We start from the raw sequence: 16,162 nt of genomic DNA, 5'->3' as shown, positions 1-16,162 counted from the left end.
GTTATACTTCTACAACTTCCAATTCTAATTCTTCTGCAGATAAAACAATGCCTGTGCTATCAGCATAAATAAAGTCGTCATCAAAAAAAGATACGCCTGCAAAGTTAACGCCTATAGCATCTTCGCCAGCACCTTCGCTGTCGGCTGCAACAGGAATAGAAGCAATTGCTTGAATGCCTAAATCGAGTTCTTCAAGCTCATCAACATGGCGTACTGCGCCGTAAACAACAATCCCATTCCAGTTGTTTTCAAGTGCAAGTTCAGCCAATTCAATATCAATAAGCGCACGGCGAGTTGAGCCACCACCGTCAATAAGAAGTACTAAGCCTGTACCATCTTGAGAAAGTAATTCGCGGATCAGTTCATTATTTTCAAAACATTTAACCGTTTTAATGCGGCCACCAAAGCTGTGTCGACCACCAAAGTTGATGAACATTGGCTCTAGCACATCAACCACATCAGCAAAGTGGTCGCATAAATCAGAAGTGCTGTAATCCATTATTTTATCCTCAAAAGATACATTAATTTATACCTCAGTATACCCTCCTTATAAGCAATAACAACGACTTAATCGCAGTAAATTTAGGCAAAACATGAGCTAGAACACTAATCGCAATAATAGTGTCTTAAAAGCGTCACTCAATTGTTATTTACAACACCTAAGCTAAATCGGTGTTCATATATTATGCAATGAGGGGTAAGTGATGGGTAACAATAATATGTTTAAAAGGGCAGCTCTGCTAGATGAGCAATTATTTTTAACTCTATTTAATTGCAACTCACCGAAGTGGTTTAAAACAATGGCGTTCGGGTTATCTAAAAGCGGTGACGGTGGGCTTTACATACTCGTGTGTTTAGCAGTGTGGTGGCTTAGTAATAATGAGCAGCATCAATTATTACCCGTAGCGATATTGATTGGTTTTGCTATAGAAAGACCTATTTACTTATTAGCTAAAAACAGATTTGCCCGGATCCGCCCATGCGACTGTTTAGTAAAAAATGCCTATATAGTACCAAGTGATAAATTTAGTTTACCCTCTGGTCACAGCGCTGCAGCGTTTTTAGTTGCAATTATACTAAGTCATTTTTTTCCTGAGTATGTATGGCTACTACTTAGTTGGGCTGCTGGTGTGGCTATTTCTCGTGTGATATTAGGCGTACACTTTCCAGCTGATATCGTTATTGGTGCGATTATTGGCAGTTTTTGTGGTTTATTTGCGTTAGCACTCGTGGTACCTGTATGAAAATATTGTATGGAGTGCAGGGCACCGGTAATGGTCATATAACGCGAGCTAGGGTTATGGCTAGCTGCTTTAATAAACTCGGTATTGATGTTGATTATGTGTTTTCAGGACGAGCAAATAAAGATTATTTTGATATGCACGAATTCTCAGATTATAAAGCGTATAGGGGCTTATCGTTTAGTACTGAAAATGGTCAAATAAAAAATTTAAAAACACTTAAAAACATGCGAATTTGTAAGCTGGTGAGAGATATAAAATCGCTTGACATAAAGCAGTACGATTTTGTACTTAATGACTTTGAGCCCGTTACAGCGTGGGCTGCAAAAAGAGCTGATATACCTGTTGTTGGCATTAGTCATCAAGCCGCATTTTTGTCAGATAACGTACCTATGTTTGGTCGAGGGATATTCAGAAAATCGCTAATTAAACATTATGCACCAGCGTCTACTTACCTAGGCGTGCACTGGCAACCTTTTGCAAATAATATAATCCCGCCGTTTATTGCTCATCATAACCATGAAAACCCTGTCGCGGTGATGAACAAGGTATTGGTATATTTACCTTTTGAAAACTTAGATAGCATTGTTGATTACTTAAAAGACTTTCCCGAAAAAGAATTTTATTGCTATCACCCAAATGCCCGCAATGAATCTTTTGGACATATACATTTACGCTCCCCATCGCGTTTGAGTTTTTTAAACGACTTAGCAAACACGAGTGGAGTTATTGGTAATGCTGGGTTTGAGCTTGCCAGCGAAGCGCTTAAGTTAGGTAAAAAGTTACTATTAAAGCCTTTAAACGGACAATTTGAACAGACTGCAAATGCGCAAACATTGTTTGCTATGGGTATGGCGCATGTAATGAACTATTTAAACCCGCAAGCTCTTGATGATTGGAATGGCGCACCACAAAATAAGCAAATAAATTACCCAAGCGATCCCGCGCCTTTAATTGACTGGTTGGTAAAAAAAACAATGGAATAATACACAATCGTTACATAAAGGTTTATGGGACAGTGTGGGTTTAGAGTGATAAACATAAAAAAGCGAGGAATAACAAAGAATAATAAAAAGTTAAATTAATGAGTCGCTTCGTATCTATCAGCTATAATAAATATGCATATTAAAAAAAGGCGTTAGCGATGAATTTTTTACAAAACTTAACAATCAAACGACGTTTACAATTAAACGCAGTCGTTGTTGGTTTAGCAATGGTGGTCCTTTTATGCGTAATAATTTATGAAGCGAGAACAACGCTAAGCTTGAATAAAACAATTCAGCTTGCTGAAGAGCTTAATATTCATGAATTAGAACTGCGTAAACATGAAAAAAACTTTCTTTTTTATAAACAAAAAGAAGCATTAGACTTATTTGAACAAGATTATAATCAGCTTAAAAGTAAAATTGCTAAGCTGAACTTAATTATGCAAGAGCAGGGTATCGAAACCCAAAAAATAAGCAATCTAGAGAGTTTAATAAGTGCTTATAACAATGATTTTATGAGTGTTGTTGTGCTACAAAAACGCATAGGGTTACATCCTACGGATGGATTGTATGGCGAACTAAGAAGTGCAGTTCATGAGATTGAAAGTTTGATCAAAGAGCAAGGTGATTACAAGCTCTTATCTTCAATATTACAGTTAAGACGAGCTGAAAAAGATTTTATGCTACGTCTTGACCTTAAGTATTTAACTCGATTTGATGAAGGGGTTAATACTTTAAAGCAGCAAATCTCTCAGGCTCAATTTGATAGTGGGTATACTGCTGAATTAAATGGCTTTCTAAACTCCTACCAAACTCAATTTCAAGCATTGGTAGAGGCACAGGTTGAATTGGGGCTAGATTTAAATTCAGGTGCACTCGGAGAAATGCGTAAAAGTGTTGAACAAAGTGATGCAATCGTTGCGCAGATCCTATTAAGCACTAAGCAACAGGTAGAGCAAAGCGTTGAACAGGCACAGTTTTTAGCTATTCTTATTTTTGTGACTGCTGGCATTATTGTTTTAGTGTTGGTTTATTTCACGAGTCGCTCGATTATTGTGCCTATAGAACGGGTCTATCACACTATTAATGATATTCGTCGTAATAACGATTTGAGCGTAATGATAGAGCAAACAGGTAAAGACGAAATTACCACTATGACGGTCGACTTTAATAGCTTAATAGGCGATTTTAAGAACTTGATTAACGAAGTTAATGGTGCTTTAAATACGCTTAATGTGGCAACCGAACATTTATCAGAAAGTACTGCAGCAACAAGCTCTGGTATGCAAGAGCAATTACATGAAGCTGATATGGTTGCAACTGCAGCTACTGAAATGCAGGCGACGATTCAAGATATTTCACATAATACTGAAGCGGCCGCAAAAAAAGCCGAATCAACAAACCTAAGTGCTCAACAAGGGCGTAGTGAAGTAGACTCTACCGTTAAGCACATCAGGGCTCTATCTGATTCGTTAGGGAATGCATCAAATGTAGTATCTCAACTTGAAAAAGATGGCGAAACAATTGGTTCAGTGCTTGATGTAATCCGGGGTATTGCAGATCAAACAAATTTACTCGCACTTAATGCGGCAATCGAAGCAGCTCGTGCTGGTGAGTATGGTCGTGGATTTGCTGTTGTTGCAGATGAGGTTCGTTCATTAGCAAAACGCACTCAAGAGTCTACAAGTGAGATTGAGAGTATTATAAGTACTTTACAGCAGCGTACCCAAGAAGTGGTAAGTATTATGCACAAATGTCGTTCTCAAGGCGATGAAAGTGCCTCGCAAGCAATTAAAGCCGGTGAGTTATTAGGCGCAATTACTGAAGATGTGCAAACAATAATGGAAATGAGCTCTCAAATAGCGGTTGCTATTGACGAGCAAAGCCAAGTGGCATCAGAGGTTAATAAAAATGTAGTCAGAATTCGCGACATTGCGCAAGATGCAACTGAACATGCTGCTAAAAACGCCCAAACTAGCGAAGAAGTATCTGAGCAAGCTAGAGTGTTATTTAGCGCTATTGATAAGTTTAAAGTGTAACTAACTTGAACCCTGGATAGTAAATATCTTAACCAGGGTTTAGGTTAACTAATTTAGAAATACCCACCTAAATTACCCATAAGGTTTAAGGAATAAACTTTATTGGTACATTGTTTTTGTTTTGTTCGTGCTCGGCTACGCTCGCCAAATATTCATTGCTCAATGTTTGTTGCTGCGCTTGTAGTTTTTCAAAATAACTCCAGCTGAATAACCCACTGTTATGACCATCATCGAAATCTAACCGCAGTGCATAATGCCCAACAGGTACTATATTTTTTATACCTACGGATTGCTTATTTAAAACCAGTTTCATAGGGCCAGAGCCATGACCTTGCACTTCAGCTGAGGGGGAGTGAACGCGTAAGAATTCACAGCTAAAGACTGCTTGGCTATCATCATCAAAATAAACATCTAGGTTTTTACTTACACTATGATAATGCACTTTTATTACGTGTTTCATTTTATATGTCCCATTAAAAAGCCCCCAATCTGGAGGCTTTTAGTATAACGTTTATATTCGTTTTATAGAATGAAGCGGCTTAAGTCTTCATCTTCAACAAGTGCACCTAGATGTTTTTCAACGTAAGCGGCGTCAATGACAAGTGATGAACCTGCCTTTTCAGAAGCATCGTATGAAATTTCTTCCATCAATCTTTCCATCACAGTATGCAAGCGACGAGCACCGATGTTTTCGGTTTTTTCGTTAACTTGCCACGCTGCCTTAGCAATGCGCTCAATTGCATCATCACTAAACTCAATCGTTACTTGCTCAGTTTTAAGGAGCTCTCGTTGTTGCTCAGTAAGCGATGCATGCGGCTCTGTAAGGATACGCTTAAAGTCATCGGCAGTAAGTGCTTCAAGTTCTACTCGAATCGGTAAGCGACCTTGTAGCTCAGGTATCATGTCTGATGGTTTAGACATTTGGAACGCACCTGAGGCAATAAATAACATATGGTCAGTTTTAACCATGCCGTGCTTAGTGTTTACCGTTGAGCCTTCAATTAGAGGTAGTAAATCGCGTTGAACACCTTCTCGGCTAACATCTGGGCCTGAAGAATCACCACGCTTACAAATTTTGTCTATTTCATCTATAAACACAATACCGTTTTGCTCTACTGCAAAAATAGCTTGTTCTTTTAGCTCTTCAGGGTTTACTAATTTAGCGGCTTCTTCTTCTGTTAATAGTTTGAAGGCTTCTTTAATTTTTAACTTACGTTTAGTACGTTTATCGCCGCCCATGTTTTGAAACATGCTTTGTAACTGGTTGGTCATATCTTCCATACCAGGAGGCGCCATAATTTCTACGTTTGATTGAGCTTGCGCTAATTCAATCTCGATTTCTTTATCATCTAGCTGACCTTCACGTAATTTTTTGCGAAATGTTTGGCGAGTAGATGAAGTATCGTCGCGTTGGCTTTCGCCATATTGGTCTTTAACAGGAGGTAAAAGTGCATCTAAGATACGCTCTTCTGCTGCTTCTTCGGCGCGATGTTTAAACTTTTTAGTTTGCTGTTCGCGAGTCATTTTAATTGAAACATCAACGAGGTCACGTATGATCGTATCTACTTCTTTACCAACATAACCAACTTCAGTGAATTTAGTCGCTTCTACTTTAATGAATGGTGCGTTAGCAAGTTTTGCTAAACGGCGGGCAATTTCTGTTTTACCTACACCTGTCGGACCAATCATTAATATATTTTTTGGTGTTACTTCGCTGCGTAAATCTTCATTTAATTGCATGCGGCGCCAGCGGTTACGAAGTGCAATAGCAACCGCTTTTTTAGCTTTAGCCTGACCTATAATGTGCTGATCTAGCTCGTGAACAATTTCTCTTGGGGTCATATCAGACATAATAGTTCCTATTATAATTCTTCGATTGTTTGGAAGTTATTAGTAAATACGCAGATGTTGCCTGCAATAGTTAAGCTTTTCTCTACTATTTCACGAGCGCTTAAATCTGTATTTTCTAAAAGGGCAGTTGCAGCTGATTGCGCAAAGTTACCACCACTACCAATTGCAATTAAATCGTTTTCTGGCTGAACTACATCGCCATTACCGGTAATAATTAAAGAGGCTGTTTCGTCTGCTACGGCGAGCAGCGCTTCGAGTTTTCGAAGTGCACGGTCACTTCGCCAATCTTTAGCCATTTCTACTGCGGCTTTAGTTAGGTTACCTTGGTGCATTTCTAATTTGCTTTCAAAACGTTCGAAAAGAGTGAAGGCATCAGCAGTACCGCCGGCAAAACCAGCGATTACTTTGCCATTATAAAGACGTCGAACTTTGCGGGCGTTGCCCTTCATTACGGTGTTACCAAGTGAAACTTGGCCATCGCCGCCAATTACAACTTTGTCGCCGCGGCGAACACTTACGATAGTAGTCATGTTATTCCTCATCATCGAGCTGCAGAGGCAACTCGTAAAAAACGATTATGATGAGGTTATATGGGTGAATGGTTTATTTTCAAGTCCAGCCCCAAATTCCGCAGCCGACTATTTTTACACGTTTAAGTTTGTTTTTATCGCTTTCGGCTTGGCGTTTGGTTTTATAAGGACCTAAACGTACTTTATACCAAGTACCATTGCTGCCTTCAGCCTGTTTTATCTCAGAAATGAGCCCTGCAAATGCGATTTTAGCTTTTAACGATTCAGCTTGTGCATGAGTTCTGAACGAACCGCACTGCATAACATAAGGACCTTTTTGCTCAAGTTCTTTTACTTCAACTTGAATCTCGTGGTTTCTAATTTCTTTAATAAATTCTGGTGTGCGTGGAATAACAACTTCCACTTTTGCGGGCGCAGATGGGTTTGCTTGTTTTTCGACAAGTTTTGGATCGGCATTACTTTTAATAAACCATAGTGTGTAGGCAAAACCACCTACGAGTAAGATGGCTATAACGGCTAAAAGAATAGGAAATGGTTTTTTAGCGGGTGCATTTTTTTTACTGTTTCTGCCTGCAGGCTTTTTATTAATATAATCGTGCTGTGCCATGGTGTTATTTTGGCCTTAACCTAAATCATGTCTATAGGGTCTACGTCTAAGCTCCAGCGTACTTTTTGTGCAAGTTTACTGGTACTTAAATAATCAACCATTTGCGCAAGGTACTGATGTAATATGCGGCGATCTTGCGCTTGAATATGCAATTGAAAACGATACATACCTGCGACTCTTTCAAGTGGGGCAGGGATCGGACCGAGCAATTGTATACCAGATACCCCATTCACAGGAACCAAATCCGTCAAAAAATCGACGACTAGTTTAATACTATGCCCTTGTGCACGCACAATGGCCATATTTGTAATGGGCGGTAAGTCAGCATCATCGCGCTCACTCAGTGCAAAGCGGGCAAAGTCTTGGTAACCATTATTAACTAAGTCTTGTAAAAGAGGGTGTTCTGGAAAGTGTGTTTGTAATAACACTTGACCAGGCTCTCCTGAACGTCCAGCACGCCCCGCTACTTGGGTGACTAATTGCGCTAAATGTTCTGTCGCTCTGAAGTCGCATGAGTATAAGCCGCTATCTACATCTAAAATTATAACAAGGCTTACATCTGCAAAGTGATGGCCTTTGGCAAGCATTTGTGTTCCCACTAAAATGCGTGCGCCTCCTAGGTTGATTTCATCAAGTGCTTTTTCAAGGCTACCTTTACGACGAGTTGAATCGCGATCTATACGAGTAACAGGTGTATCAGGAAATTCGGTAGATAAAAACTCTTCAATTTGCTCTGTGCCTTTACCGTTAGGGAATATTTGTGTGCTCCCGCAATCAGGACATTGGTGAGGGACAGTGTACTGGTCGCCACAGTGATGACAGATCATTTGTCCAATCGCTTTATGAAATGTAGCGCTGGTACTACAGCGTTTACATTCGCTCAACCAACCGCACTCATGACAAATTAGGGTTGGCGAGAAACCTCGGCGATTTAAAAATACCATAACCTGTTTACCGCGATTTAAATGCTGGCGCATAGTAGCAAGGCTTGCGTGGGCAATACCCGCTTGGTCGGGTTGGCCTTTCATATCGAGTAACTTAAATTGGTTGTCGGTCGCTGTTTGTGCACGCTCAGTTAAGCTTAATAGCTGGTATTTGTTATTAATTGCCTTGTGAAGTGTTTCAAGAGCGGGTGTAGCGCTGCCTAATATAAGCGGGATTTTATGCTGAAAAGCTCTGTAAGCGGCTAAATCACGGGCATGGTAACGAAGGGTATCTTGTTGTTTAAATGACGAGTCGTGCTCTTCATCAACAACAATCATACCTAGTTTTAAAAATGGCAGAAAAATACTCGAACGCGTCCCAATAACTATCGCACAACTGCCTTTTTCGCAAAAGCGCCATGTTTGTAAGCGTTCGTTATCGGTAAGTGCTGAGTGCCAAAGCATAATGGGTGTATCAGGAAAGCGGCGACGAAAACGGTTTACAGTTTGTGGCGTTAAACCTATTTCTGGCACTAATACTAATGCTTGCTCACCACGTTTTAATACTTCTTCTAGGCACTGTAAATACACTTCTGTTTTACCACTGCCAGTGACGCCTTCTAATAAAAAGCTGCTAAATCCAGTACTTTGATTTATTGCTGTACAGGCAACCGCTTGTTCTTTATTAAGTATAGGTTTGCTACCGACAGTTGGTACAACGCTTTGCCATTGGTTATCGTGTTCAATAGTTTGCGTAATAAGCTCTTTATCTATTAGGCTATCTATTGTTTTTTTACTAAAGCCCAGTGCCTTTAACTCAGTTAACGATGACTTACCTGATTGCGATAACTGTTTTAATAAGTTGAGCTGTGTTTTAGCTTTTAATGACGGTACTTTTGCGCCTTTTTCAGTTAAAGCAACCATATTAATACTGGTTTTATCAGGTGATTCACCTTGGCGAAGTACAGCGGGTAGCGCTATATGAATAGTTTCGCCTAAAGGATAGCAATAATAGCGCGCGGTAAAGCTAAGGAGATCTAGGTGCTGAGTACTTAAAATAGGGGCGTCGTCTATTACCTCTATAATATTCTTAATTTTATCTAAAGGGACGTCGGTACTGCTTTTAATACCCAGAACAACAGCCACTTTTTTTTGGTTACCAAAAGGTACCAAAACGCGCATACCAGGTAGTAAAGGCGTTGAGAGGCCGCTGAGCTGTTCTTCTATTTTATAATCAAAGGTGCGTGGGAGCGGGACTTTAATAGCAACTTCAACAAAACTCATAACAACTCAACCCGTAAAATTAATGCTGTAATGTACTAAAATTACCGTAAAAAACCTACTAGCAATAGTGCTTGAGGCAGAGATTGTTCACTTTTTTGGCTAAAACATAAATAAATACTTGTGTAGGGGAACGTTGTTGGATAAAATCCGCCACCAACAAATTTGTTTTAACGACGTATGGTGCCAGACTTCGGGTTTGGAGAGCGATGCGGCCTTAACTAGAGGTTCCTATGAAAGAAGGTATTCACCCTAAGTACGAAGTAATTTCTGCAACATGTTCATGCGGAAACAAATTCGAAACTAGCTCAACTCTTTGTAAAGACATTCACTTAGACGTATGTTCTGCGTGTCACCCGTTTTACACTGGTAAGCAAAAGATTTTAGACACTGGCGGCCGTGTTGATCGCTTCAACAAGCGCTTCGGTGCACTTAGCAGCAAGAAGTAATTATTGCTGTTTAGTTAAAAAAAGCACCTTAGGGTGCTTTTTTTGTGCCTAAAATTCGCCATTTATTACCTTATTTAGCTAACTTTGGATATAACCCTCTTTGCATAACTATTTCCTATTCTTATTCTGAGTATGCATAAACCTTTACAGACAAATCGATAGATATTCTCTATATTTTAAATAGTACAATTTTTAACTAGGTTGATAAAAGTAGCTAACGTGGGCTTATCTGTTTTTAAAGTAGAGTAGTAGGCTGTTATTTAAGTTTATGGTGATACTTTATACATACATTTTTTTAATATTTCACTAGGCATAAAAGCACCTTAAAACTTACTTTTTAGGTGAATTTTTATTTATTAAATGTTTATATAATCCTGCAAAGTTACTGAAAAACCTCTTAAAATTAAAGGATATAGCATATAACAGGATAGACCTGATATTGCTTGGAATTTAAAAATAATAAGGGTATCGTACCCCAAGACTCCACCTCTCACTTTAACTTAAATTGCAGGATACCATCGCGTTATGTCTGACTTTCGTGAACAAGCACTACATTATCACTCACACCCCGTACCTGGTAAAATTAGCATTGAGCTAACAAAGCCCGCTGAAACAGTTCAAGACTTAGCCCTAGCTTATAGCCCTGGCGTTGCCGAACCTGTACGTGAAATTGCTGCAGATCCTGCAAATGCATATAAATATACCGGTAAAGGTAATATGGTTGCGGTTATCACTAATGGTACTGCAATTCTCGGACTTGGTAATTTAGGCCCTTTAGCGTCTAAACCTGTAATGGAAGGTAAAGCGTTATTGTTCAAACGTTTCGCTGGCCTTGATTCAATTGATATTGAAGTTAAGCACCGTACAACAGAAGACTTTATTAATACGGTTGCCAATATTGCCGATACATTCGGTGGTATTAACCTTGAAGATATTAAAGCACCAGAGTGTTTTGAAATTGAAAAAGCATTAATAGAGCGTTGTAGCATTCCTGTTTTTCATGATGATCAACACGGAACTGCGATTGTAACGGCTGCGGGCATGTTAAATGCGTTAGAAGTACAAGGTAAGTCAATTGAAGATGCAATTATTGTATGTTTAGGGGCTGGCGCTGCCGCTGTTGCGTGTATGGAGCTGTTGATTAAGTGCGGAGCACTGCGCGAACACATTTATATGCTTGACCGCAAAGGTGTTATTCATACCCGCCGCGATGATTTAAATGAATATAAACAGCTTTTTGCTAACAATACCGATAAGCGTACATTGCAAGATGTAATTGCAGATGCTGATGTGTTTGTAGGTGTTTCTGGCCCTAACTTATTAGCGGCTGAAGATTTAAAGCTAATGGCTGAAAAACCAGTTGTGTTTGCATGTTCAAACCCAGATCCTGAGATCGATCCTGCACTTGCGCACGGCGCACGTAACGATTTAATTATGGCAACAGGGCGCTCTGATTACCCAAATCAGGTTAACAATGTTTTATGTTTCCCGTTTATTTTCCGTGGTGCGCTTGATGTGCGTGCAAGCGCTATTAACGATGAAATGAAAATTGCTGCAGTTGAGGCTATCCGTAGTATTGCTAAAGAGCCTGTACCTGCAGAAGTTTTAAAAGCAGCAGGCGTAGATAAATTAGAGTTTGGTGCACAGTATATTATTCCAAAACCAATGGACCCTCGGTTACTGCCGCGTATAGCAAGAGCTGTTGCCCTAGCTGCTGTTGAGTCAGGTGTTGCGCAAATTGATTTGCCAGAAAATTATATGCAGTAAATCTATACAGTAGAGCTATGCAATAAAATTTAGACATAAAAAAACCTCAGTAATTACTGAGGTTTTTTTGTCTTTGTAATATTTATACCAATTCCAATAAATAGCTGATCTATTTTACTTGCTAAAACAACCCATTTCTTTGTTGTAAATTTCGCAAAGGGAATAACCATTTACTTCAATTTACGCCTAGAACTGAATTATTTTTTCGACGTAAAATTTAGATCACATACTTAATGGAATTGGTATTATTCTTCGTTTAAAACGGGTACTTCTAGACCCATTTCTTGCATTATTTTTTTAACTTCTTCTGGCACTTTTTCGGCGTTATCTTTACGTAAGTCATCGTCATTTGGTAAAGGTTGGCCAGTAAAAGCATGCAAAAATGCTTCACATAGCAATTCACTATTTGTAGCATGGCGAAGGTTATTGATTTGACGACGTGTACGTTCGTCAGTTAATACCTTTAATACATTTAGCGGGATCGAAACGGTGATCTTTTTCACTTGCTCTGATTTTTTACCGTGTTCTGCGTATGGGTGAATATACTCACCATTCCATTTAGCCATAAGATGTATCGTTGCCTCAGATTATTAATTTCTCACACGGTATAAAAAGCGTGTAAATATGCGTGAAATTCTATCGATTTAAAAAAGATAGTCAAATAATAGATACCGATCTATCTTAATAAGCCTATTGTAGGTGTAAAGATAAGCACACTTTTGTGAGCTAAAATGTGTTATTCGCAGAGGCCCCTTCTACTTTTAGCCATCTAGAGCTTTAAAATACTTTGACTTATCAAAACGGATAACTTACTCTTTTGGACGTCTAAACATCCAAATTAATCAGGTGACGAATATGAGTGAAAAAAACAAAGCGACCATTGCTGTACGTAACGGCGTTGATGCTGATAAACATCATGGTGCGGTGGTACCGCCAATTTATTTATCGACTACTTATTCGTTTGCCGACTTTGATACTAAGCGTGAGTATGATTATGGTCGTAGCGGTAATCCTAATCGTGATGTTTTAGCTGAGACGCTTGCTAAGCTTGAAGGTGGCGCTCGTGGCATAATTACAGCTACAGGCATGGCTGCCGTGCATTTAGCTACTCAGCTACTTAATAGTGACGATACGTTAGTAATTCCACATGACTGTTATGGTGGCAGCTATCGTTTATTTACATCTTTACAAAAACGCGGACTACTAAAGCTCGAAATATTAGATTTAACAAAAGAAGAAAGCCTTCAACAAATTTTAGTAATTAAACCCAAGCTTATTTGGATAGAAACCCCAAGTAACCCAGTACTTCGTTTAACAGATATTAAAGCGGTTACCGATGTTGCAAAGCAATGCGGTGCATTGGTGGCTGCAGATAACACGTTTTTGTCGCCTGCTTTACAAAATCCTATTAATTTTGGTGTAGATATTGTGGTGCATTCAACCACTAAATACATTAACGGACACTCAGATGTAGTAGGCGGCGCTGTTATTGCCGCAACACAAGAGTTAGGCGATGAGCTTGCTTGGTGGGCTAATAACATTGGTATTACGGGTGCGCCTTTTGATAGCTATTTAACGCTTCGTGGTTTACGTACTTTAAATGTGCGCCTAAGGCAGCATCAAGAAAATGCACTGGCAATAGCTAAGTACCTTGAAAGCTCTGAATATGTAAGCCAAGTTTACTACCCAGGTCTTGAGTCACATCCTCAACATGAGCTGGCTAAAGCACAGCAACTTGGTTTTGGTGGCATGGTTAGTTTTGATATTAAAGGCGATATAAACGACGCTGCGGCATTTTTAACTAGCCTTAAAACGTTTAGTTTAGCTGAGTCATTAGGTGGCGTAGAGAGCTTAATTTGTCACCCCGCTACCATGACGCACGCAGGCATGGAGGCAACAGCACGTTTAGAGGCGGGTGTGGGCGATACGCTTATTCGTATTTCGGTAGGTATTGAAGATATACACGATTTAGTCGCTGATTTTGAGCGAGTGTTTGAACTTGTAAAACCAGGGCAAAATAAAAATGTTGGCCGTGTAGGCAAAGGAGCAGGCACTTCTGGTGGTAACGTTAAATTAAGTGCAGCTCGTCCGGCGCTTTGGTGATTAATATGGTTAACTGTATACATAAATTTGGTGGATCGAGTTTAAGCTCAAGTGAGCGATACCAAAGCGTAGCAAAAATAATAATTACACATACTCAACCGGGTGATTGTGTGGTGGTATCGGCTGCGGGTAAGACAACCGATACGCTAGTATTACTTTGGCAAAGCTATCAAAAACAAGATACTCAAGCAGTATCTGATATTTTACTGCAGTTAAATAACCATCAAAGTGATTTAATAGAGCAGTTATTAGAAGCTGATTTAAAACGAAGTGCACTTAAAACACTAAATACCGAGCTTAGCTATATTGCAGAACTTGCTCAAGCTGAGCAGCTAAAAGAGGCTGCATTACTTGCACATGGCGAACTGTGGTCAGCACGTTTACTCGCTACTTATTTACAGCAGCTAAATATTGAGGCATGCGCTGAAGATGCACGTACTCTTTTTACCTTAAATGATGGCGAATTAATGCATGCGCAAAATGCGCAGCAATGTGGGCAGTTAATTTTGCCTAATAAAATAAATGTTGTTACTGGGTTTATTGCCGCAGATATCAAAGGCGAGACAGTAACGCTTGGCCGAAATGGGAGTGACTACAGTACAACACTACTTGCAAATTATTGCAATGCTAAGCAAGTATGTATTTGGACTGATACACAGGGAGTGTATAGCACTGATCCTCGAAAGGTAAAAAAAGCGATTAAATACGGCAAAATTTGCCGTGGGCAAGCTAATTTATTAGCTCGTTTGGGTAATCCTGTATTACATGCAAAAACACTATCGCCACTTAAAAACACAGATATTAAGCTAGCTGTTCGCAGTAGTTTTGATGTGCAAGCAAGTCCAACAGATATAGTAAAAGAAGGTTCAGCGAAGAAAAAACGTTTTATAACCACGTTGCAAAATGTTGACCTATTAATGGTTGAAGGGTTAAGTGAAGGAGAGGTTGCAAGTGTTAGTCAGCTTATTCAGCATAGCCTTCATCACTTTAACCATAATGGTGAAGTGTATCTGGTAGTGCCAGCAGCACAAACTTATCTGGTTATTAATTACTTTGCGGGTAGAGCAAATATTAGCGAGTCAAATTTAAATGGCTGCGCAATTGTAGCGCCTGAGCAAGACGTTAATACATTATGCCTACAAGCGTTAGACTTATTAAAACTCCACAGCATAAAACCTCGTTTTGTCCATCAAGATACTGGATATGCTTTATTGCTTACCGATCAATTTATAGATAGTGATATACAAAGTGCCTTACACGATAAGCTAATTAATAAAGGCCAAGAAATCGCAATTATAGTTGCGGGGCTTGGTAACGTTGGCGACGTTTTTATTAAACAGTTATCGGCACAATTTGAGCGCTTATCGGATGACTTTAGTATTAAATTAGTCGGTCTAATTCGCTCTAAAAAAATGCTGTTTAATGCAAGTGGTATTAATACGCAGCAATGGAAAACTCAATGGCAGCATGAGGCTAATAGCTATCAATCTGCAGATTTACTGAATGCTATAAATGAGCTCGATTACGAGCATAAAATTTTAATTGATATTACCGCAAGTGAACAATTTAGCTTGTTATATCCAGACTTTGTAGATAGAGACTGTCATTTAATTAGTGCTAATAAATACGCTGGAACAGCATCTACTACTTGGTATAAAGCACTTCGTAGTAATATTTTAGAACGTAATTTACATTGGCGATATAACACCAGTGTAGGCGCTGGCTTACCTATTAACTTTGCTTTGGCTGATTTGCAAAATAGTGGCGATAAAATAACACGTATAGAAGGTGTTTTCTCAGGCACGCTTTCGTGGTTATGCAGTAAATATGATGGAATTAGGCCATTTTCTGAGTTGGTACTAGAAGCTCAGAAAATGGGATTCACAGAGCCAGACCCTCGCGAAGATTTATCTGGGCGAGATATGCAGCGTAAACTACTTATTTTAGCTCGAGAGCTAGGTGTAGAGCTTGAACTTGACGATATTAGCTTATCGGCATTGATGCCTGATGAACTTGCGCTGGGAAGTTGGGATGACTTTTTAAATAAAAAAACACAGCTAGATGCATTCATTGAAGAGCATGCAGCTACAGCAAAAGCTAAAAATTCAGTACTTAGATACACGGGCTTGTTAGAAATCAAACAAGGTGAAGTAATCGCTAAAGTGGGAATAGCGTATGTGCCTAATGGCGATGCGTTAGCAAACCTTACTCCTGGTGATAATATTTTTGTCATTAATAGCAAATGGTATAGCGATAACGCATTAGTGATTCAGGGGCCAGGAGCGGGTAGGGAAGTGACCGCTGCGGGTGTGCACTCTGATTTATATTGGCTTGTTCAAAACTTAAAATAAACCTTTGGTTTAAATAAAAACGGCAGCTTAAATA

Annotated in this window: 13 protein-coding genes and 1 pseudogene; 7 read left to right on the top strand and 7 right to left on the bottom strand. The window is 39.4% G+C overall.

Going from position 1 to position 16,162, the window contains the following annotated elements:
* Position 1: 1 nt before the first annotated feature.
* Positions 2–499, bottom strand: a complete 498-nt coding sequence (gene rraA, locus WNY79_RS08790; RefSeq protein WP_008169908.1) for a ribonuclease E activity regulator RraA — start codon at positions 497–499, stop codon at positions 2–4.
* Positions 500–704: 205 nt separating this feature from the next.
* On the opposite strand from rraA, the gene WNY79_RS08785 reads away from it, so the two are divergent.
* The 3 genes and pseudogenes from WNY79_RS08785 (at position 705) to WNY79_RS08775 (ending at position 4,266) form a co-directional block, all read left to right on the top strand.
* The gene (locus WNY79_RS08785) at positions 705–1,244 is read left to right on the top strand and encodes a phosphatase PAP2 family protein (protein WP_024600424.1); all 540 of its coding nucleotides are present in this window, start codon (positions 705–707) and stop codon (positions 1,242–1,244) included.
* Positions 1,241–2,276, top strand: a pseudogene (locus tag WNY79_RS08780) (MJ1255/VC2487 family glycosyltransferase). The gene WNY79_RS08785 and the pseudogene WNY79_RS08780 overlap by 4 nt, the downstream one beginning before the upstream one ends.
* A 109-nt stretch (positions 2,277–2,385) precedes the next feature.
* The gene (locus WNY79_RS08775; protein ID WP_304182180.1) at positions 2,386–4,266 is read left to right on the top strand and encodes a methyl-accepting chemotaxis protein; all 1,881 of its coding nucleotides are present in this window, start codon (positions 2,386–2,388) and stop codon (positions 4,264–4,266) included.
* A gap of 85 nt (positions 4,267–4,351) precedes the next feature.
* Here WNY79_RS08775 and WNY79_RS08770 read toward each other — a convergent pair whose 3' ends face one another.
* The 5 genes from WNY79_RS08770 to priA form a co-directional block, all read right to left on the bottom strand.
* Positions 4,352–4,726: a gamma-butyrobetaine hydroxylase-like domain-containing protein gene (locus tag WNY79_RS08770; protein ID WP_342875669.1), complete on the bottom strand. Its 375-nt coding sequence runs from the start codon at positions 4,724–4,726 to the stop codon at positions 4,352–4,354.
* 62 nt (positions 4,727–4,788) lie between these two features.
* The gene (gene hslU / locus WNY79_RS08765; protein ID WP_024600428.1) at positions 4,789–6,117 is read right to left on the bottom strand and encodes an HslU--HslV peptidase ATPase subunit; all 1,329 of its coding nucleotides are present in this window, start codon (positions 6,115–6,117) and stop codon (positions 4,789–4,791) included.
* Positions 6,118–6,128: 11 nt separating this feature from the next.
* The gene (hslV, locus tag WNY79_RS08760; protein ID WP_002958366.1) at positions 6,129–6,647 is read right to left on the bottom strand and encodes an ATP-dependent protease subunit HslV; all 519 of its coding nucleotides are present in this window, start codon (positions 6,645–6,647) and stop codon (positions 6,129–6,131) included.
* 79 nt (positions 6,648–6,726) lie between these two features.
* Positions 6,727–7,254, bottom strand: coding sequence for an SPOR domain-containing protein (locus WNY79_RS08755; protein ID WP_024600429.1), 528 nt, complete (start codon positions 7,252–7,254; stop codon positions 6,727–6,729).
* A gap of 20 nt (positions 7,255–7,274) precedes the next feature.
* Positions 7,275–9,461, bottom strand: a complete 2,187-nt coding sequence (priA, locus tag WNY79_RS08750) for a primosomal protein N' (protein WP_342875668.1) — start codon at positions 9,459–9,461, stop codon at positions 7,275–7,277.
* A gap of 230 nt (positions 9,462–9,691) precedes the next feature.
* On the opposite strand from priA, the gene rpmE reads away from it, so the two are divergent.
* Positions 9,692–9,907: a 50S ribosomal protein L31 gene (gene rpmE / locus WNY79_RS08745; RefSeq protein ID WP_002958369.1), complete on the top strand. Its 216-nt coding sequence runs from the start codon at positions 9,692–9,694 to the stop codon at positions 9,905–9,907.
* Between the two features lie 525 nt (positions 9,908–10,432).
* A complete protein-coding gene (locus tag WNY79_RS08740) occupies positions 10,433–11,674 on the top strand; it encodes a malic enzyme-like NAD(P)-binding protein (RefSeq protein ID WP_076925368.1) in 1,242 nt (413 codons plus the stop codon).
* Positions 11,675–11,919: 245 nt separating this feature from the next.
* On the opposite strand, the gene metJ is transcribed toward WNY79_RS08740, so the two are convergent.
* Entirely contained in the window at positions 11,920–12,240 is a 321-nt protein-coding gene (gene metJ, locus WNY79_RS08735) for a met regulon transcriptional regulator MetJ (protein WP_007586263.1), read from the bottom strand.
* A gap of 289 nt (positions 12,241–12,529) precedes the next feature.
* On the opposite strand from metJ, the gene metB reads away from it, so the two are divergent.
* Together metB and metL are read left to right on the top strand one after the other, a co-directional pair.
* Positions 12,530–13,777: a cystathionine gamma-synthase gene (gene metB, locus WNY79_RS08730; RefSeq protein ID WP_342875667.1), complete on the top strand. Its 1,248-nt coding sequence runs from the start codon at positions 12,530–12,532 to the stop codon at positions 13,775–13,777.
* 5 nt (positions 13,778–13,782) lie between these two features.
* Positions 13,783–16,128, top strand: coding sequence for a bifunctional aspartate kinase/homoserine dehydrogenase II (gene metL, locus WNY79_RS08725; protein WP_342875666.1), 2,346 nt, complete (start codon positions 13,783–13,785; stop codon positions 16,126–16,128).
* Positions 16,129–16,162 lie beyond the last annotated feature (34 nt).

This window comes from Pseudoalteromonas sp. AS84 (assembly GCF_038900255.1).
Classification (GTDB): Bacteria; Pseudomonadota; Gammaproteobacteria; order Enterobacterales; family Alteromonadaceae; genus Pseudoalteromonas.
Note: the sequence above shows the minus strand (reverse complement) of the source record. Positions and strands in the feature narration are given on the sequence as shown.

Excerpts from the sequence above, each read along its gene's own strand:
- rraA (WP_008169908.1), bottom strand. The coding sequence starts at position 499 with ATGGATTACAGCACTTCTGATTTATGCGACCACTTTGCTGATGTGGTT.
- WNY79_RS08785 (WP_024600424.1), top strand. The coding sequence starts at position 705 with ATGGGTAACAATAATATGTTTAAAAGGGCAGCTCTGCTAGATGAGCAA.
- WNY79_RS08775 (WP_304182180.1), top strand. The coding sequence starts at position 2,386 with ATGAATTTTTTACAAAACTTAACAATCAAACGACGTTTACAATTAAAC.
- WNY79_RS08770 (WP_342875669.1), bottom strand. The coding sequence starts at position 4,726 with ATGAAACACGTAATAAAAGTGCATTATCATAGTGTAAGTAAAAACCTA.
- hslU (WP_024600428.1), bottom strand. The coding sequence starts at position 6,117 with ATGTCTGATATGACCCCAAGAGAAATTGTTCACGAGCTAGATCAGCAC.
- hslV (WP_002958366.1), bottom strand. The coding sequence starts at position 6,647 with ATGACTACTATCGTAAGTGTTCGCCGCGGCGACAAAGTTGTAATTGGC.
- WNY79_RS08755 (WP_024600429.1), bottom strand. The coding sequence starts at position 7,254 with ATGGCACAGCACGATTATATTAATAAAAAGCCTGCAGGCAGAAACAGT.
- priA (WP_342875668.1), bottom strand. The coding sequence starts at position 9,461 with ATGAGTTTTGTTGAAGTTGCTATTAAAGTCCCGCTCCCACGCACCTTT.
- rpmE (WP_002958369.1), top strand. The coding sequence starts at position 9,692 with ATGAAAGAAGGTATTCACCCTAAGTACGAAGTAATTTCTGCAACATGT.
- WNY79_RS08740 (WP_076925368.1), top strand. The coding sequence starts at position 10,433 with ATGTCTGACTTTCGTGAACAAGCACTACATTATCACTCACACCCCGTA.
- metJ (WP_007586263.1), bottom strand. The coding sequence starts at position 12,240 with ATGGCTAAATGGAATGGTGAGTATATTCACCCATACGCAGAACACGGT.
- metB (WP_342875667.1), top strand. The coding sequence starts at position 12,530 with ATGAGTGAAAAAAACAAAGCGACCATTGCTGTACGTAACGGCGTTGAT.
- metL (WP_342875666.1), top strand. The coding sequence starts at position 13,783 with ATGGTTAACTGTATACATAAATTTGGTGGATCGAGTTTAAGCTCAAGT.